Source organism: Pedobacter frigidisoli (genome assembly GCF_004331675.1).
In the GTDB taxonomy this organism is placed as follows: Bacteria; Bacteroidota; Bacteroidia; order Sphingobacteriales; family Sphingobacteriaceae; genus Pedobacter; species Pedobacter frigidisoli.
The window spans coordinates 95,777-115,856 of sequence record NZ_SJSN01000009.1 but is presented as its reverse complement, the minus strand read 5'-3'; the positions used below and the strand labels follow the sequence as shown (position 1 = coordinate 115,856).

13 protein-coding genes are annotated in these 20,080 nt (G+C 37.5%); 10 read left to right on the top strand and 3 right to left on the bottom strand.

Annotation, left to right across the window (positions count from 1 at the left end; genetic code table 11):
* Window positions 1-70 precede the first annotated feature (70 nt).
* On the top strand, window positions 71-409 hold the full coding sequence (locus tag EZ449_RS12785; protein ID WP_225872309.1) for a hypothetical protein: 339 nt from the start codon (window positions 71-73) through the stop codon (window positions 407-409).
* A 95-nt stretch (window positions 410-504) separates the two neighbouring features.
* Window positions 505-1,404 carry a DUF808 domain-containing protein gene (locus EZ449_RS12780; RefSeq protein ID WP_317130435.1) on the top strand — a complete coding sequence of 300 codons (900 nt, stop codon included), beginning with the start codon at window positions 505-507 and terminating at the stop codon, window positions 1,402-1,404.
* Window positions 1,405-1,419: 15 nt separating this feature from the next.
* Here the strand turns inward: EZ449_RS12780 and EZ449_RS12775 are convergent, their stop codons facing one another.
* Both EZ449_RS12775 and EZ449_RS22675 read right to left on the bottom strand, forming a co-directional pair.
* Complete coding sequence (locus EZ449_RS12775) at window positions 1,420-2,553, bottom strand: hypothetical protein (protein ID WP_131559345.1); 1,134 nt, start codon at window positions 2,551-2,553, stop codon at window positions 1,420-1,422.
* 129 nt (window positions 2,554-2,682) lie between these two features.
* Complete coding sequence (locus EZ449_RS22675) at window positions 2,683-2,853, bottom strand: hypothetical protein (RefSeq protein WP_165499753.1); 171 nt, start codon at window positions 2,851-2,853, stop codon at window positions 2,683-2,685.
* A gap of 653 nt (window positions 2,854-3,506) precedes the next feature.
* Between EZ449_RS22675 and EZ449_RS12770 the strand changes: the two genes are divergently transcribed.
* From EZ449_RS12770 to EZ449_RS12755, 4 genes are all read left to right on the top strand, one after another.
* Window positions 3,507-6,698 (top strand): SusC/RagA family TonB-linked outer membrane protein, encoded by a 3,192-nt coding sequence (locus EZ449_RS12770; RefSeq protein WP_131559343.1) that lies wholly within the window; start codon window positions 3,507-3,509, stop codon window positions 6,696-6,698.
* A gap of 11 nt (window positions 6,699-6,709) precedes the next feature.
* On the top strand, window positions 6,710-8,275 hold the full coding sequence (locus EZ449_RS12765; RefSeq protein WP_131559341.1) for a SusD/RagB family nutrient-binding outer membrane lipoprotein: 1,566 nt from the start codon (window positions 6,710-6,712) through the stop codon (window positions 8,273-8,275).
* A 14-nt stretch (window positions 8,276-8,289) separates the two neighbouring features.
* On the top strand, window positions 8,290-9,828 hold the full coding sequence (locus tag EZ449_RS12760; RefSeq protein ID WP_131559339.1) for a DUF5689 domain-containing protein: 1,539 nt from the start codon (window positions 8,290-8,292) through the stop codon (window positions 9,826-9,828).
* 115 nt (window positions 9,829-9,943) lie between these two features.
* On the top strand, window positions 9,944-11,299 hold the full coding sequence (locus tag EZ449_RS12755; protein WP_131559336.1) for an alkaline phosphatase family protein: 1,356 nt from the start codon (window positions 9,944-9,946) through the stop codon (window positions 11,297-11,299).
* 130 nt (window positions 11,300-11,429) lie between these two features.
* Here the strand turns inward: EZ449_RS12755 and EZ449_RS22670 are convergent, their stop codons facing one another.
* Window positions 11,430-11,582 carry a hypothetical protein gene (locus EZ449_RS22670; protein WP_165499752.1) on the bottom strand — a complete coding sequence of 51 codons (153 nt, stop codon included), beginning with the start codon at window positions 11,580-11,582 and terminating at the stop codon, window positions 11,430-11,432.
* Window positions 11,583-12,005: 423 nt separating this feature from the next.
* Between EZ449_RS22670 and EZ449_RS12750 the strand changes: the two genes are divergently transcribed.
* The 4 genes from EZ449_RS12750 (at window position 12,006) to EZ449_RS12735 (ending at window position 19,968) form a co-directional block, all read left to right on the top strand.
* Window positions 12,006-13,223 (top strand): Pycsar system effector family protein, encoded by a 1,218-nt coding sequence (locus EZ449_RS12750; RefSeq protein WP_131559333.1) that lies wholly within the window; start codon window positions 12,006-12,008, stop codon window positions 13,221-13,223.
* Window positions 13,223-15,265: a polyphosphate kinase 1 gene (ppk1, locus tag EZ449_RS12745; RefSeq protein WP_225872308.1), complete on the top strand. Its 2,043-nt coding sequence runs from the start codon at window positions 13,223-13,225 to the stop codon at window positions 15,263-15,265. The genes EZ449_RS12750 and ppk1 overlap by 1 nt, the downstream gene beginning before the upstream one ends.
* Window positions 15,266-15,414: 149 nt before the next feature.
* On the top strand, window positions 15,415-16,323 hold the full coding sequence (locus EZ449_RS12740) for an SdiA-regulated domain-containing protein (protein ID WP_225872307.1): 909 nt from the start codon (window positions 15,415-15,417) through the stop codon (window positions 16,321-16,323).
* 39 nt (window positions 16,324-16,362) lie between these two features.
* Complete coding sequence (locus EZ449_RS12735; RefSeq protein ID WP_131559331.1) at window positions 16,363-19,968, top strand: BamA/TamA family outer membrane protein; 3,606 nt, start codon at window positions 16,363-16,365, stop codon at window positions 19,966-19,968.
* Window positions 19,969-20,080: the final 112 nt, after the last annotated feature.

Here is a 20,080-nt window from a genome sequence, read left to right as displayed (position 1 = left end):
ATCCATGTGGCGGGTAATTATTAGCTTTTAAGCCAGTCTGCAAAACAATTCGACCTAATTTTATAAGAATATGCCTAAACAAAATAGGGCAGGTGTTGTTAATGGTACTGGTTACACGAATATGGAAAACTACACAATAAGCTTGAGGATCGAAGAAAGCGAACGGCATTTTGAGATCGGGGAATACATGCATCATGACGGGGAACGTTGCCGATTTAAGGTGTTTGAAAACAAATCGCTCGTTGCCAGTTTCGATCCCGATAAACATCAAATTCTACAGGTGTGTACAAATCCCGCAAAACTTGATATGGAAATATTGGATCTCCTTGCTGAAGCCATAGAAGAACATCATCCACATGGACCAACAAGACAAAACTCCCTTGAGCATGATGATGCAGAGACACAATAATTAAATAGTGTTGGAAATTCGAAATTGATGATTGAAAGTTTGTTTAAATATGAACAAACTAGAACAATTTCAATTGGGAGATAATACAAAACAAATTGTTATTTTACGAAACTTTAAATTTAGATATGGCTTCAGGTTTTTTTGCAATTTTAGATGATATAGCAGCCTTAATGGATGATGTGGCCGTAACGGCCAAGGTAGCGGCGAAAAAAACCGCAGGAATATTAGGCGATGATCTTGCTGTAAATGCAGAGAAATCAACTGGCTTCGTTTCTTCACGAGAACTGCCAGTACTCTGGGCAATAACCAAGGGATCATTTATAAATAAACTGATAATTGTTCCAGTAGCATTATTATTAAATGTCTTTTTTCCCGTAGCGATCAAAGTTATTCTGGTACTTGGAGGAGTTTACTTGGCTTATGAGGGCGTAGAGAAAATTGTTGAGTATTTCTTTCACCCTAAACATGCACCAGTTCCTACTAATGCACAACCATTAGAAGATAATGAGGCCGAACGTACGAAAGTGAAGTCTGCCATTACGACCGATTTCATTCTTTCAATTGAAATTGTGATCATTGCGCTGGGAAGCGTTCTGGATGAAAACCGTACCATACAGATTGTAACTGTTTCCATAATCGCTCTCTTGGCCACAATTGGTGTTTATGGCATTGTAGCCGTTATTGTTAGGATGGACGATGTAGGTCATAGTTTAATTAGACGTTCTGCAGACAAGGGATTTCTTTCGAAGTTGGGTAAGTTATTGGTTAAATCTCTTCCCATAATTATCAAGGTATTAAGTATCGTTGGAACAATTGCCCTTATTTTGGTTTCCGGTGGGATTTTTGTTCACAATATCCCTGCATTTCACCATCTATTACCTACTTGGCCATCGATAATTAAGGAATTAATTTTTGGTTTTTTAGCGGGGCTGCTTGCCGTTGGGTTGTTTAAGGTGGTTCAAATGGTGATATCAAAAATTAAGGGAAAGAAATAAGCCATTTAATAGAGGTTATTTTATCATTACAAATGGATTTTCTTTATTTCCCGTCCATTTGTATTTATGTATGGTTGTTTGCTCCAAACCATTTTTTCCTTTTTTATTATGAGAGATATAAAATTGTCCATCTCCAAGCGGAAGCATTCCTGTTGCGCCCCAGGGAAACGACCAACCTGTAATTTCCGATTGTGGCGCTGCGGTATTATCGTTAACAAGTGATAACATTTGCACCTTTAAGTTTTGTCCGCCCGCATTGATAAAAGCGCTATTTGGTTTTTTTTTACCATCAATTACAAATAAATCATAGTTGATAAAATTAGGCTTTGATCCCTTATATACTGCAGCGAACAAATTACCGCTAAATGGATCGTAAGCAAGGTTTTGAATCCCATATCGTGTATTCCCAGTTTTTACAAAATACTTTTCAATTGGTTTTTGTGGGCCATTGTGATGCATCTCACTTTGTGAAAGTGGCTGGGCATATTTTTTCCAATTACTCACATCGTACTTTAGAATAACCTGATGATCATTATCTTCTCTGTTTAAATCGCCATAAATACCATAAGCCAGATATAGAAATTTTTTGCCGTCACTGCTATCGCCAATTGAGGGCGCAAATGTAATCCCATCTATGCCAGAACACCCAAATCTATGCTGTTGTTGTTGCCCAATACCTACTTTAGCCTGGTAATCATCAACAGCTTCCTTAATATACACCGTTTGTAGCAGGTCTTCTTTTTCGGCATTCATATCTACCTTAAGTATCTTCGAACCATCGAAAATGGCGACATAAAAACCATCGTCACCTTCGGTTTCTACTTTCAGTTTCTTTTTAATCCCCTTACCAATGGCATCATTTTTATATTCTAGCGAGCCATAGATTTTTCCGTCGGGTCCAAGAGCTACATCTCCCAAATGGCCAATAAAGCCAGTTACACTGCCAATCAGCTTACCTTGTAAATCCGTCTTTACTAATTTATCGGTAAAGGAGAAATAAAAGTGCCTATTAGTGCTATCAAGCACAACACCCTGTACATGCATCTTTCCCTGTTCACCGGAGTAAATCGAATCGGGCAAGGCAATTGTTTGAGATTTAGCCAAACTTCCGATGGTAAAAAAGCTTATTAACAACAGTATGTTTTTCATCAATTGAATATGAATAGGAAATATATAGGCTTAAAGTAACAGTGGAACAAAATATATGGAATGTATTTCCAAGCAATTGTAAAGTCGATGCAGAATTATCGCTTTAGTAAGACAATTATTAGCCCTTACTTATTTCTGAATAATTTCGTTAGTAGCGTTTTCCCGTTGCAGGTTTTGGTAATCAATAATTTGAGTATTGAGGTTGTCTTTTCCATAGGAAAGATTGGTAAACTTAAATATGTTTAGGAATTCGGCTCGTATATCGCGATCGATTTCTTTTTTAAGGTCAGCTATCTTCATGTCTTAATTCTTTATGCTACTAAGTAATAAGCATTGGCAAATGTATTAATTAACTGTTTACTTCAGGTTAGAGAAAAATCAAATAATTGTTAATCGCCTCCTTATAGTTATGAATTTTAGGGCTAGATTAATTCATGCTATATTTTGAGGTTTATTGGTTAATGAGTAAAGTGGAGTTAAAAACTTATAAGTGCTTCATTCTACGCTTTTTGCTTACCCATCTATATCACCTCCCTTATCTCGGTATTGTAATTATACAGATACAAGATTTCCATTTATTGAACAAATTAATTGCTGGTCAATTTAATAATATCCTTATTGATAAATGGCTTAAACGATCCAAAATTAAATTAGGATTAAGTTTAGATAAAAATTTTGTGTCTTAAGGTATATGTATTACTCGTTTCGGAGAGCATTTATTTTTTTAAATAACTGATTATTAGATTTTTGATTATATTTTTCGGCTATTATCGCAATATTCAATTTGTGAGGCTCATTTAATACGGACTTAACTTTTGCGTTAAGTTAAAAATCAACCTTTGCGCCAAGGAAAACTAATTAAAATATTAATAATGAAGAAAAATTTACTTGCGCACGTAAGGAAACGAAGGTTTTGCACCCTTAGATCCCAAAAATTATGCTGCGTCATCCTGATGCTCTTTTTTGCCCAACCGCATTTAACGTGGGCTGGTGAATCTTACAGGTTATTGTTTCAGGCAAAACAAAACATCACCATTAAAGGTAAGGTGGTAGATGAGGCCGATAACCAACCACTACCGGGCGTTAATATTATGGACGCCAATAAAAAAGTATATGCAATTACAAATAATGATGGCGAATACACGGTATCTGTTCCACTAGGAACCGAATTAAATTTTAGCATGCTTGGCTACTCGGTAGTAAAAAGAGTAGTAAATCAAAATACAACCGTAATCAATATTCGTTTGACTGCTGGTAGCAACAACCTTAATGAAGTTGTGGTTACAGCATTGGGTATTAAGCGTGAAGAACGTTCATTGGGTTATTCCGTAACCAAATTGGATAGCACCGAATTTACCAATGCTGTTGCCAGTAATTGGACTGAGGCATTATCGGGTAAGGTTGCTGGCCTTAATTTGGTAAGGAATAGTGGTCCAGCGGGTTCTAATAAAATTATCTTGCGTGGAGAAAACAACTTAACGGGAGATAATGAGGCATTAATCGTAATTGATGGCGTAGTTGCCAGCAGTAGTGCTAGGCGTAGTTCGGCTACAGGTGGTGGTGTTTACGGAACTTCTGGAGATATTATGCCTGCCGATTTTGGTAGTGCATTGAACGATTTAAATGCTGATGATATTGACAACGTTACTGTGCTTAAAGGACCTGCAGCTTCTGCACTATACGGACAAAGAGGTGCAAATGGAGCAGTAATCATTACCACAAAATCTGCTACGTTAAATAGGAAAAAGTTGGGTATTACTTTTACATCAAACAGCGCTTGGGAAGAGGTAAATAGTGGGCCAGATAGACAGCAAGAGTTTGGGGCTGGTGTGTATGGTAATTCTTATTTCTCCTATGGAACAAGTCCTGATGGGCCGAGTACCAATGCAACAAGTTCTACTTGGGGCCCACCGTTTTCATTGGGTAGTACTTACTACCAATATGATCCAGCTACTAAGGCTAGGGGAGTAGATCGAATGCCATGGGTTGCTTATAAAGATCCTGTTGATGCCTTTTTTGTTACAGGATTTGAATCGACAAACTCAATAAGTTTAGATGGTACCTATAAAAAAGTAGGACTTCGCTTTTCGGCAAGTCACGGAAATAATGAGTGGATTGTACCTAATACTGGTTTGGAAAGAACAAGTTTATCGTTAAATGCCAATACTACAATAGCTAAAAAACTAACCCTAAACCTTAAGGCACAATATAGCAATAGAAATAGCGATAATTTACCAGCTACTGGTTATGGAAATCAATCTCTAATGTATTGGTTTATGTTTGCCCAGCCCAATGTAAATGTAGATTGGTATAAAGATTATTGGGCTACGGGAAAGGTTTTAGAACAGTTTATCAATATTACCACCACCAATCCAGAAAGTCCGTATGCCATTTCCGAGCAATATCTAAATGCGCAAAGGCGAAATGGTTGGTTGGGTAACCTATCGGCAAATTATAAAATTACACCAGAGTTGAGTTTAATGGTTCGTGCATCGGCAGATTTAAATAACGATGTTCGTGAAACCATGCGCCCTTGGGATGCTTCTGGAAATAAGTTTGCTCAAGGTTCTTATAGATTAGGTAATATTCGTTCTTACGAAATCAATGCCGATTTTATGTTAAGATATGAGAAGAAATTCGGTAAGGATTTTCAGGTGAGTGCCAGTTTAGGCGGTAGCCAACTTCGTAATGAATATAACAGATTAGAAACCAGGGCAGATGGATTGATCATTCCGGGCGTGTATTCGTTAGAGAATAACAAAAGTCCACTTGTTTACGCTCCAGATACAGCTCGATATAGAATCAACAGTTTCTATGCCACCAGTTCGATGAGTTATAAGAACTACTTATATTTAGATCTTACTGCCCGTCAGGATTGGAATAGTACGTTAGCAACAATTACCAGAACAGATAATGTAGGTTTCTTTTATCCATCAGCAAGTCTTGCTTTCATTGCATCTGATTTTTGGAAGCTTCCAAAATCCATCAGCTACGCTAAATTAAGAGCTTCAATTGCTCAAGTAGGAAGTGGCAGCACTACGCCTTACCGAACAGAGTATGCTTATTTATCAGCAGCCGATGGAATTTATCCTGATGGTGCATTAAATAATACCCGAACATTACCCAATCCAAATTTAAAGCCATTGATTACCACTACGGTAGAGGTTGGTTTGGATTTAAAGCTATTTAAAAACCGCTTAAATTTTGATGTAGCGGCCTACTCTGGGAATACCAAAAACCAGATCTTAAATAGGATTGTAGACAAATCTTCAGGATACAACGTACAAGTAGTGAATATTGGTAGAGTAGATAACAAAGGAATTGAACTTGCCGTTAATGGTACACCAATTCAAACTAAATCATTTAAGTGGACGCTGAATGGTACTTTCAGTGCAAATAGAAACAAGATCAAGGAATTGGCAGATAGTTCATTGGTATTGCGCACAGGAGCGCTAGGAAGCGGACAAGTTGTTGCCAATGTTGGCGGAAGCATGGGCGATATGTACGGACGAGGGTATCTTCGTGCACCAGATGGTCAGATAGTTTTCAATCCTTCAACAGGTGTTGCATTAGAAAATCCAGATTTAATTTATCTAGGCAATACCACACCTCAATTTAGGTTCAGTTTTGGAACGGGGATTACATATAAGCAAATTAGTGTAACCGCACTTTTCGATGCACAGTTGGGAGCTATTGGGCATTCCCTTACTTTCTCAAGAATGGCATCATTAGGAAAGCATGCTATTACCTTACCAGGTAGATACAACGGTGTAATTGGCGATGGAGTACTTCAGAATGCTGATGGTAGCTACCGTAAAAATGATGTAATCGCCACAGATGTTGCCGCTTATTACGAATCCTTATATGGAAGCGGTCAGGCCGAGGGAAGTATCTTTAAAACCGATTACTTGAAATTTAGGGAAGCAAATATTACTTATTCCTTTAAGAAAAAATTCTTGGCAAGGCTTGGTCTTAACAAAATGACTGTTGGTGCTTATGGCCGTAACCTGTTCATTTGGTCAGAATGGCCTGCTTTCGATCCTGAGTTTGGTACTCTTGCTGGCTCTGATATTATACAGGGATTTGAAACCGGACAATTGCCATCAACCAGAACATTTGGAGCTCGTTTGGTCGTTGGCCTTTAAACATAGAAATCATGAAAACAAATAAGAAAAATATTTTATATATCGTACTGGGCATATTTAGCTTAACTATCAGCGCTTGTACAAAGGATTTTACCGAGGTTAATACCGATCCTATCGGAAGGCGTAGCGCCGAAGCGCATCAATTGCTTACCCCAGCATTGGTTAATGTTCTCAATACAAATATGGTTCGTAATTGGAATTTCACTAACCAATTGATGCAGGTAACTGTAGAGGTCAACGATTCTGAAGGTAGGATTTTCCGTTACGATGTAAGGAGAAATTTTGCCGATTATTCATGGAATAACTGGTACTTAAACCTTACGGATTTAAAGAATATTTATACAATTGCCAGCAAACCAGAATCATTAAATAAATCCTATCAAGCAATATCATTAATTACTCAAAGCTGGGTGTACTCACTTTTGACTGATACTTATGGCGATGTTCCATATTCACAGGCTAATTTAGGTCAGGACGATAATTTGCAGCCCATATTCGATAAGCAAAAGGATATTTATAGCGATATGTTCGCAAAGCTGGAGCAGGCGAATGAGTTGTTAAAAGCTGGAACTGCAATCGTGCCGACGAGTGATCCAGTTTATCAAGGAGATATTGCCAAATGGAGAAGGTTTGGAAATTCATTGTACCTACGTTTATTATTACGTGTTGCTGGAAAAGCTGAAGTATCTGCAGCCACAATTGCTAAAATTAAACAGATGGTTGATACCAATCCTGCAGAATACCCAGTAATGGAGAACAATAGCCATACTGCAAAAATCCTTTGGAATGGAACAAATAGTAGTACGGCAGTTTTTTCTTCACCTTTCATGGTTAATATACGAGCGGTGGATTTTAGGGGCATGCCCGTTTGTGATTTCTTCTTGAGTAAATTGGTTACTTGGGAACATCCTTGCGTAGTGCCAAGTTTGGGAACTGCCAGTGTGCCACGTTTTGGTCTAGATAGAGGTGCCGATGGTTGGGTTGGAATATCTAGTGGTTATTCTCCAGGTTCTGGAACCATTATTCAAACGCATTTCAATTCAGATACAGAGAATAAACTTACGCTTCAAACTGATCAGAATACGGGAATCATCATGAATAGTGCAGAGGTTGCCTTCATTAAAGCAGAAGCAGCAGCAAAAGGATGGATAAGTGGGCCTGTTCAAAATTATTATTACAAAGGCATGGCCGATATGATTAATTATTGGATGCCTGCTTATATTACTAGTCCTACTGATGCAAGATTTGTGAGCTACGTAAATGACGCGAATTTGCAGTGGGACTCTACCTTGCCATTGGACGCCACAGCCTTTGGAAGTAAAAGCCAAATGGAGATGATTCAAATCCAGAAATATTATGCCATGTTCTTGGTCGATTTTCAGCAATGGTTCGAGTATAGACGAACAGGTCATCCAATTTTGCCAAAGGGTCCAGGCCTAGTAAATGGTCAAAGAATGCCAGCAAGACTTAATTATCCATTGATTACCCAATCTACTAATCCAGCTAGTTATAGAAACGCTGTTGCCGCACAGGGAGCAGATGATATCAATACATTAGTTTGGTGGCAAAAACCATAACGCAAATTATAATCATGAAAAAGACCTTAATCATATTTTACACGGTTGCATGCACTGTGCTATCAACCTTAATGGCTTGTAAGCAAGATCATAATTTTGTAATTAGTACACCAAGCCCGTATATCTCCAATTTGGATTTACGTAAACTTCATCGCAATGGAGAAGTTACATTAACTACGGAATTAACCCGTGGTGCAACGATTATTGCTGGGCAAGTTACTTCTGATCATTCTGGCAATAATTTACCAGCTGGGTTACTATTTGTTCAAAACCTAAGAAAGGTTAGTGCTACCATCGATTCATTGAGGGGTATAGCTATAAACATTGGCGCAGCTGCTGCCAACTATGTTCCAGGCGATTCTGTACACATTAAAATTGAAGGTGGCGTTTTAAAACGCGTAAATGGTATTCTACAAATTACCGGTTTGCCTGCTGCTAATGTGCAAAAGGTTGCTTCGGGTGTAACTGTTATTATGACACCCGTTTCTGCTGTAACTATGCTTACCAAGCCCGAGAATTTCGAAGGTCTTTTTGGAGTGATATACAATTCTAATTTTAATCCTAACATTGGCGTAGAACGTATTGAAGGTGTAAAAACCTTTAATGAGGGGTCTGGCGATATGCAGATGAATGTGAATGGTACAGCAACATTTAAAACGGAGTTATTGCCTTATTCGGCTAACGTTAAGGGAATCATTATTCCATCACCTACAACATCAGTTCCGCAGATATGGCCTCGTGTTAAAGCTGATTTTATAGCAACCAGCATCGTAGTCGATCCAAGTATTCCATTAGGGCCAAATCCTGCAATTATAACAGGTTATTTGGCCGATCCAGAAGGTACGGATGCAAATTATGAGTATATCCAATTGATGGCCACCCAGGATTTAGATTTTAGGCAAAAACCTTTCTCCTTATTCACAACCAACAATGCGGGTACCTCAACTCCAGTAGGTGCTCCTGTAGGCGGTTGGGCAACAGGTGGGTTGCGTAGCTATAAATTTAATATTACACGGGGAACAGTTGCCAAAGGCAAGTTTTTTTATGTTGGAGGATATAAACTTATCGCTGGATCAAATTCATCAGATATTAGCCAAGCCAATTGGGTAGTGAGTAAGCTTTACAATAACTTAGATGGAGATGATGGAATTGGCGATAAAACAGCCAACCTTTTGGCCAACAGTGGAAATGCTGCTGGAATTGCGATATTTCCAACCACCAATGTAGATCTTAACACCGTACCCTCTGATGTAGCTTTCTATTCTGGTACTGGAAATGCCTATGTTGGCGGTTTTGGATATGCAATATGTGATAACGATTATTATAAAAGATACAATGGCACCACCTTTCAGCCTTTTTACAGACAGGGAAATAACACGAATAAGATTGGAGCAAACCCCGAACCTTATCAGTTTAGTTTTTTAGGCGGGGTTTATGATGTTGCCAGTAAAACCTGGACAACAAAACGTGTACATAAAACTGTTGCGGTTGGTAAAACAGCAGATCTATCTGTTATCCAGGAGGTAACAGGTGTAACTAAAATCACAAATTAATTGATACAGCTGGCCTATGTATAGCCAGCTGAAAATTAAACTCGCAATGTTTTCTTTGTGTAAAATGAAACCTTTTGGCTTTAATACAGAGACAGCTTTGCCCAAAATTAATACAATGAAAAGAACTATAATTTCAGTAATCCTCTGCTGGCTTTCTGCAGGAAGTATATATGCACAAGAACAGCACGTTGTACTGATTAGCGTTGATGGTCTTCGACCAGAATTTTATATGGATCAACAATGGGGAATGGTTAATGTTCGCCAGGCGATGAAAAATGGCTCGTATGCTGAGGGCGTTAGAGGAAGTTTTCCTAGCGTAACCTACCCATCTCACACCACAATAGTAAGCGGTGTACTTCCTGCAAAACATGGAATTTATTACAATACTCCTGTTGAGCCGCTTGGGGTATCTGGCAAATGGTTTTGGTATTATAAAGATATTAAAGTGCCAACCATCTGGACAGCTGCTAAAGACGCAGGCTTAATTACTGCGGGCGTGAGCTGGCCAGTAACGGTGGGTGCGCCGATTGACTATAATTTACCAGAGTATGTTATCCTCCCGAAAGATAAAAGTGAGAAAAAGGATGAGATCAAGGCGATGTTGCTAGAATCTAATCCAAAATCACTTTTTCAAGAAGTTCAAAATCTTGCAGTTGGTCAGTTTGTTGAATATGGTGCAACAATTGATTTTTACACCAGCGATCAAAATAAATCGAGGATGGCAGCCTACATCCTAAAACGGTATAAGCCATCATTTTTAGCACTTCACATTGCTTTGTTAGATCATTTTGAACATGAGCAAGGTCGTGATGGTGATAAGGTGAGATCTGCGTTGGTAGGTGTTGATGTCGCCATTAAAACAATAATGGATGCAGCAGAAGTTGCGGGTATTAGCAAAAACACCACCTTTATTATCACCGGTGATCATGGTTTTGTAGATATTCACACCCAATTTAAGCCGAATGTACTTTTGGCCAAGTTAGGTTTATATGATGATGCCAAAAAAACTGAATGGAAAGCCTATTTCCAACAAAGTGGAGGATCCGCGTTTTTACATTTGAAAGATCCAAAAGACAAGGCAGGCTTAGAGAAAATAAATCAAGGACTTAAACAACTTCCGTTAGGTATCCAAAGAATGTATCATGTGCTAGATAAGGAGGAAATAGCCAAAGCGCAGGGCGATCCAACTGCTTCTATCGCATTGGCCGCAAACCAAGGCTTTAGCTTTGGCGCTAGCGCAACGGGAGAGATGCTGGCTGCTGTAAGTGGAGGAACTCACGGTTATTTACCAACAGATTTTAAAGAAATACAAACTGGCTTTGTTGCTTTCGGTAAGGGTATTAAAGCAGGTACGGTTATCCCTTTAATGGGCCAAGAAGATATCGCTCCACTCATTGCTAAGCTCCTTAACCTAAATTTAAAAACCGACGGAATTTTATATCCAGGACTGTTGGCACCAGCTAAAAAATAAGGGTTTTATCAAACTGACGGACAATTATTTAAATTTGAAATTCATAGATATGGGATTATTTGATCTCATTAATATTGAAAAAATAATGGATAAATGGAATGGCAGGTGGTAAAATCCACCTGCTTTTTTGTTATCTAACGATTATAATATAGTTCCCATCTATTAGCCCAAACCTAAATACCGAGGAAATCCCTACGGTTATAATTCGGATAGAATCAACCTCTGCTCCTTTATTGAAATATTTGATATGATCGCCAACTTGAATGGAAATGAGTTCGGACATTGTGGTCTTCAAATTTAAAATAATCATGAACTTATCAGTGCTAGGTAAACCTTGGAGAAAGGTAATGTGTTTTAGCAGTGTTAATATCAAGTACAAATACGGAGCTTCGCTACAATTGTTTTAGTTTAATTTATTTTAGTGTAAATGATGTACTTTATCTGTAAAGAACATTAAGTGAAGAATCTTTTATCGATATGCCTATGGTGTTTAACAACCCAGATTAGCCTATTCATGGCGTATTTTAACAATTCTTTTGTAAAATAAACAAGGCATTATTGTTGTTGAGTAAGATCGACGAGGTTTTTGTATAAATTAGCGTAATTTTATATTCAATAAAAAAAACCAAAACAATTTAGGTTTTAAAGTATTTTAAGAAAATGCATTTCCCTCAAAACAATAAATTATCTCAACAAGAATACATTCATGAATTATAAACAATTGCAGGAAGATGTAGAAAAGCATGTTAGCGATTACTTCCACACACATAGCGATCCGCGATTGGTTTATCATAATTTAGCGCATACTAAAGAAGTTGTTAACGCCGCACAGCAAATTGCCAACCATTATCAGTTAAGTGAGCAGGATTATTTTACGGTAACCGTTGCAGCTTTTTTTCATGATACAGGTTATTTTGAAGATGCCTTAAATCATGAAGCCAAAGGCGCCGAATTGGCCGATGATTTTTTGGTAAAGCATAAGGTTGGTAAAGAAATTCGTGATAATGTTAAATCTGCAATTTTATCGACAAAAATTCCACAAACCCCTAAAAATGAAATTGATAAAATAATTTGCGATGCAGATTTATTCCATTTAGGCTTACCAGATTTCCGTAAAAAGGGTAAGCTTATGCATAAGGAAGTAGAATTGATTCATAAAAATGATATTAAAAAGGTAGAGTGGCGTAAAAAGGATATCCAATTCATGGAATCTCATAAATACCAAACCGATTATGCCATATTGTTATTAAGCGATCAAAAGCAAAAAAATATAAGTAAGCTCAAGAGTAAATTAACGGCTCAACAAGAAATTAGTACCGAGCTAGAAGAAGCCAAAAATTTTGCACCAACTATTGTGTTGGATCAAAAGAAAAAGAAAGATAAGGATGATCGGCCAGACAAGGGAATTGAAACCATGTTTAGGATCACCTCTGCAAATAATCAGCGATTAAGCGATATGGCCGATAACAAGGCACATATTTTAATCACCGTGAATTCAATTATGCTTTCCTTAATTGTAAGTTTGCTGCTTCGCAGGCTCGAAGATCATGGGAATTTAATTATTCCAACTTTTATATTACTCATCGTGAGTTTAACCTGTGTGGTAGTTTCTATTTTATCTACTCGTCCATCCATTCCGAAAGGAGAATTTACTCAACAGGATATGGATAATAAAAAAGTTAACCTATTATTCTTTGGTAACTTTTATAAAATGAGCCTGCCAAGTTATACCGATGGAATGATTAAGGTGATGAATGATAAAGACTTTCTTTACGGCACGCTAATTACCGATGTATACTCTCAAGGAGTGGTTTTGGGTCGTAAATACAAACTGATTCGATTGGCCTACAACATTTTTATGTTTGGTTTAATTGCTGCGGTATTTGCATTTGTAATTGCTTACGCAGCTTACGGTAAACTTTAATGGCAGAAATGATTGCAACATCTTTTTTCAATAGGGATTTAAGTTGGCTAAAATTTAACGAGCGCATATTAATGGAGGCCGAACGAAATTCGGTTCCATTATTAGAACGCATCAAGTTTTTATCTATTTTTTCTTCTAATCTGGATGAATTTTACCGGGTAAGAATGCCTGTTATGCTGGCTTTTGAGAAATTAAGCAAGCAGGAGGATAACGATATCCACATTGATGAAGATCTGCTTAAAACAGCTAATCAACTTATTTCAGATCAGCAGCAGCGTTATGGAAAAGCGCTTAAGGAGGATATTATTCCACAACTGAAAGCCAATAATATCAATTTAATTTATGGTGAACGTTATCCTCGGGCTGTTGAAAAATCTGTGCTACAATATTTTTTAAGTCAGGTTTTGGCATTTTTGCAGCCCATTTATATCGATGAAAATACCAACTTCTTTCCCTCAAACAATGAACTTTATTTTATCGTTACGCTTAAGAATGGAGAAGAAGAAAAACCTGTAATTTTAAATATTCCATCCGATCAACTGCCACGTTTTTATAAGGTAGTATCAAAAGAAGAAACATTTGTAGTTTTTTTAGATGATATAATTCGTTTTAATCTAGACCGCATTTTTCCAAACGATGAGGTAACAGGTTGTTATAGTTTTAAGGTTACCAGAGATGCGGAAATTGATCTGAAAGATGAATATTCTGGCAGTTTATCAGAGCAGTTGGAGGGCCAACTCCTAAAGCGTGATTTTGGTCTGGCTACTCGATTTTTACATCAGCCAGGTATTCCTACGAATATTTTTGAATTGCTTAAAAAGATTTTCAATTTAAAAAAGGCAAATAGGATAATAGGCGGTCAATATCATAACTTGAAAGATTTAATGGCTTTTCCTGTAAAATCGGATGAGCTTTCTAACGATAATTGGCCCAAGCTGTGTAATACCGACTTAATCGGAGGAACGCTAACCGAAGAAATTTACAAAAACGATATTATTGTACACACCCCTTACCAAAGTTATGATAGCATTTTAAGGTTCTTTAACGAAGCTGCAATCGATGAAACGGTTAAGGAAATATATGTAACACTTTATCGGGTTGCCAGCGATTCGAAAATTGTAAACGCTTTAATTAGCGCTGCAAAAAATGGTAAAAAAGTAACGGTTTTGGTCGAGCTTAAAGCCCGTTTTGATGAGGCCAACAACATCAAATGGGCAAAGAAAATGAAAGCCGTTGGTGTTGATATCATTTACAGCGTTACGGCTTTAAAGGTGCATGCTAAAGTGGCCTTGGTTAAGCGCAAAATTGAGGGCAGAATGCGTTACATTGGCCTGTTTGCAACCGGAAATTTCAACGAAAGTACGGCTGCTTTTTACACCGATCATATTTTAATGACAGCCAATAAGCAAATGCTTCGGGAGGTTGAGCTGCTTTTTATTTTTCTTGCCAAACGCATAAAGCCATCATCTGCAGATCTCATTCAATTCGATCATTTATTGGTTGCGCAATTTAACCTTCAGCAAAAATTTCTGGCTTTAATAGATCGAGAAATCGATCATGCAAAACAAGGAAAGGCAGCTTCAATTACCATCAAAATGAATAACCTCGAAGAAAAGGTTTTGATTAATAAACTTTACGAGGCATCAGAAGCCGGTGTAAAAATCGAAATGATGGTTCGAAGCATTTGCCGCCTCATTGCTGGAGTTAAAGGTATGAGCGAGAACATCAAAATTACCAGAATTGTTGATCGATATTTAGAACACGGTCGCATTTTTGTTTTCCACAACTTGGGCCAAAATGATGTTTTCCTAGGCTCTGCCGATTGGATGAACAGGAATATTTATCGCAGAATAGAAGTATGCTTTCCAATTTACGATCAAAAAATAAAAGAAGAGATTTTAGATATCATCAATATTCAAAAACAGGATAACCTGCAAGCTGTTGTTATTGATGAGCACATGAATAATATTCCAATGAAAAAGGGAGCAGTTCTTGTTGCATCTCAGCATGATATCTATCAATTTTTAAAAAATAAAAATTAAATTTTCATCCTATGAAACCGTCATGATTTTCAAAACCCCTTTAGGGCTCATTCATACCAAATAAAAATAATAATCCAGTACGAATAATCACTTAGAGGAAAGAATAAATTATGACAGCTTCATAACATATGAAAGCAAAATATAAACATATGAAAAACAATAAAATTAAAATAACCTCTATGTTAATGCTTAGTGCAATAGCTTTTGCAGGGGTTTCTTGTGTAAATGAGAAACAAGAAGATAAAAAATCTAAAACTGGAGAAGTTGCATCAAATACCGATTCTAAAGTTGCTTTGCCCTACGATTTAGAAAATCCGGTGAAATACAATATGCCACAAAATTTGTTTGAAATTTCCGGAATTGTTTTTCACAATGGCGATGCGAAAGAGGTTTTTGCCATTCAGGATGAAGACGGAGATTTGTTTCATTTAGGTTTAAGCGATAAGCAATCAAAATTTACAAAGTTTGGAGGCAAAGGCGATTACGAAGACCTAACGATTATAAAAGATCATGTTGTGGTTTTAAAAAGCAACGGCGAATTGCACACCTTTCCAATTTCTGAAATAAATAAACCAGAGGTTGTCGATGTGGTAAAAACGAAAGATCTTGTTCCAAAAGCTGAATACGAGGGCTTAGCTGCCGATGAAAAAACTGGGATGGTTTACGTTTTAACGAAAGATAGTAAGCCAGATTCTAAGGCAAAATCGTCGAGCATTTATGGTTTAACATTTTCTGCCGATGGATCTTTTAAGGCTAGCGGCGAATTTGGTTTATCACACAAGGATATTGCGAAATTTTCTGGGAGTTCAAAATCAAGGTTTCGCCCATCAGCGTTGGCTAAAAATCCATCAACTGGAGAATGGTATGTGCTTTCATCGGTAAATAAATCATTAGTGGTAACTACAGCCGATTTTAAGGTTAAAGCTGTATACCCATTAAATTCAGCATTTAACCAACCAGAGGGTATTGCATTCGATAGCAGCAACAACCTGTACATTTCAAACGAAGGCGGAACGTTAGCCGCAGGAAATATTTTAATGTTTAAACTGAAAAAGTAGTCAGTCTAAATTTATTTATCTTTATACAAATGCTGGGCTATGATTAAAAGATTTACCCTTTTTACAATCTTACTATTGCTTAATTTCATTGCCTTTGCGCAAGACGATGTAAAATACCGTGTTATTCTTTTTGGCGATGCTGGCGAAATGAATCCTGCGCAAATGCAGGATTTAAAAAATGCTGCCAAACAAATAATCCCTAAAAAAACAACCGTAGTTTATTTGGGAGATAATATTTATCCAACTGGAATGGGTTTGCCTGGAAGTTTGGAAGAAGAAGAAACCAAAAAGATTTTGCAATCGCAATTCGAGCCAATGCGTAAAATGGGTGCTGCGGTTTATTTTGTTCCTGGCAACCACGATTGGGATAAATCTGGACCGAAAGGTTTAGCCAAGATAAAAGCGCAGGATGATTATTTGAAAGCCCAAAATGATCCGCTTTTAAAGCTTCTTCCGGCCAATGGTTGTCCTGATCCTGTAGCGATAAATTTAACAGATAGGCTAACCATAATTGCTTACGATAGCGAATGGTGGTTGTTTCCTTACAATAAATCTAATCCAAATGGAGAGTGCGATTGCCGTACAAAAGATGAGGTTATTGTAAGAATGGAACAATTGCTAGAACAGAATAAGGATAAAGTAATTTTACTGGCTTCCCATCATCCATTTCAAAGTTATGGTCCGCATGGGGGTTTTTTTAATCTTAGAAATCACCTTTTTCCGCTAACCTCATTAAATAAAAATCTATACATACCCTTACCAGGTTTGGGTTCGGTATATCCTTTATTAAGATCAACTTTGTTAAGTCCAGAAGATTTAAATCATCCAGCTTATCGCGATATGATTAAATCAGTAACGGGCGTTTTTGGCGATTATCCAAATGTGACCTATGTGGCTGGTCATGAGCATGGTTTGCAATTAATTAAGGGAAAGCAATTGCAAATTATCAGTGGTTCTGGTTCAAAGGTATCGCCAAATAAAGAGGGAAAAGCATCTTTATTTCATGAGATGCAGCAAGGTTACGTGGTTGCAGATCAATTAAAGAATAATGATATGCGCTACGAATATTACATCTATTCTGATACTAGCGTTAAGCGTGTTTACAGCTACACCAAAAAATTCGAAACACTTCCATCAAAAGTTCGCAATAGAGATAAACCCATTACGGCAGATAGTGTTTTTGTTCGCATAAAACCCGAATATGATAGTGTTGGTCGTTTCCACCGTTATTTATTTGGTGAAAATTACCGCAAGGAATACGCTGAAAGAACCAAAGTGCCGGTGTTGCGTGTATCACAAATGATGGGTGGTTTAAAGGCTACCCAACGTGGTGGAGGAAATCAATCTCGATCACTACGTTTGGAAGATAAGGATGGCAAGGAATATGTGCTGCGTAGTGTGGAGAAATATCCAGAAGTTTTACTGCCAGAAGCCTTAAGAGCAACTTTTGCTAAAGATGTGATCAAGGATAATATGTCTGCACAACATCCATTTTCGGCTTTAGTTGTTCCAGAGTTAGCGAAAGCGGCTAAAATCCCGCATAGCAACCCAATTATTGGTTGGGTTTCACCCGATGATAACTTAGGCGAATTTGAATCTGCTTTTGCCAATACACTTTGCTTATTTGAGGAGCGAGAACCCGTAGGAGAATCGGATAGCTCCCCAAAAATGGATAAGAAGCTAACGGACGATAACGATAATAAATTGGACGGTCCTGCGTGGGTAAGGGCGAGGGCTTTTGATATTTTGTTGGGCGATTGGGATAGGCATGAAGATCAATGGCGCTGGAAAGAAACCAAAACAAAGGATGGTTCGACTTATGCACCTGTACCTAGAGATCGCGATCAAGTATTTTTTAGATCAGATGGCTTTTTACAGCGCTATACGCAATCATCATCTCTACTTCCAATGATGCAAGGTTATGAACGCCCAATTAAGGATATCAATTGGTTTTTGTGGGAGGGAAGAGAGATTAGTAGCCGGTGGACAGCTAATATTGATGAGGAACAATTTGATAAAATTGTAAAAGATTTCTGCGCAAATTATAATGATGCCGTTTTTGAAAAAGCCTTGAAAAAGCTTCCAGAACCTAGTTATACCTTACATCATGATGTGCTTTTGGCTACTATGCGAGACAGAATTGCAAAATTGCCGAAAATGATGAATGATTATTATCATTTCTTTAACCGTATTGTAGACATTGAGGTAACCAATAAAAATGAATTGATTCAAATAAGCGATGCTGCAGATGATGGCTTAAGGGTAAAAATTAATAAGATTTCGAAAGAGGGGAATGTAAAGGATGAGTTATTCGATAGAAAGTTTGATCCGAAAGTGACAAAGGAGATTCGCGTTTACATGCACAATGGAAACGATAGCTTGATATTGAACAATAAAAACTCGAATATAAAAATCAGAATTATTGGAGGCAAGGGCACTAAATATTACGATTTTGCCCAAAGCAATGGAACCGTAAAGCTTTATGGCAGAAAAGATAAGGCAACTTATGCTGGCGATGATCAAGATAAAATCAGAAAAATAATTTCTAATGATACTGCTAATTTCAGCTACATTCCTAAAGATATGTACCGCAGAAACTCGGGAATTCTAAATTTTGGATACAACAACGATGATGGTATCTTATTGGGATTAATTTATAAGCAAACCAATCCAGGCTTCAGAAAGCAACCCTGGAGAAATTCTCAAACCGTTTCTTTCTTACACTCTTTCTCCACAAAAGCATTTAGGTTTAATTACAAGGGAGAGTGGTTAAAAGCCTTAGGTAAAGGCGATTTTATATTAAAAGGCGATGTTTATGCCCCGAATAATTCGCAAAATTTCTTTGGATTAGGAAACGATACTCGCTTTGATGAGCATGGTGATGATATAAAATATTACCGGGCTAGGTACAACCTTTATAATATTGAAGCATCTATTAGGTGGCGTCGCCCGAAGTCGACCTTAAGTATAGGTCCATCTTACCAATATTACAAGCTCAATCAAGAAGATAACGATGGTAGGTTTATTCAAAATCCATCGCAATTGCATTCTTCAGACAGCCTAACGGTTCGCAATGAGAAAATGTTCGCCGGCGCTTTTGTAAATTTTACCAATAATACCCGAGATAATGATTTATTACCAACGTTAGGTAGTTATGTAGATTTTAGATTGGTAGGCTTTAAAGGCGTAAATAAATATTCTAATTCTTATGGACAATTCACGGCAAGTATCGCCCTATATAAAAACCTTGATGGCAGAAAAAACTTCATCTTGGCCGATCGTTTTGGCGGAGGTGTTACAATAGGTAAACCTGCATTTTATCAGGCACTGTATCTCGGTGGACAAGGAAATTTATTGGGCTATCGCCAATTCAGATTTGCAGGCGAACAAAGTTTTTACAATAATTTAGAGTTGAGGGCTAAAATAGGAGATTTAGTTAGCTACGTTTTGCCCGGACAAATTGGCTTATTAGGTTTTTATGATGTAGGTAGGGTTTGGAAAAGAGATGAAGCATCTACAACATGGCACCACGGCGTTGGTGGAGGGGTTTACTTCGCTCCGGCATCACTCACAGTTGTGCGATTTGTGGTTGGACATTCCACAGATGGTTGGTATCCATACGTTTCGCTAAATTTTAGGTACTAAATTTGTGTAACATATTTATAGATGTATTATCCAACTATTACCTTCAGCAGACGATTGTTACTTTAATGAGTATGTATCTTTGTATTGAATTAATAAATAGGATAACCTAAAA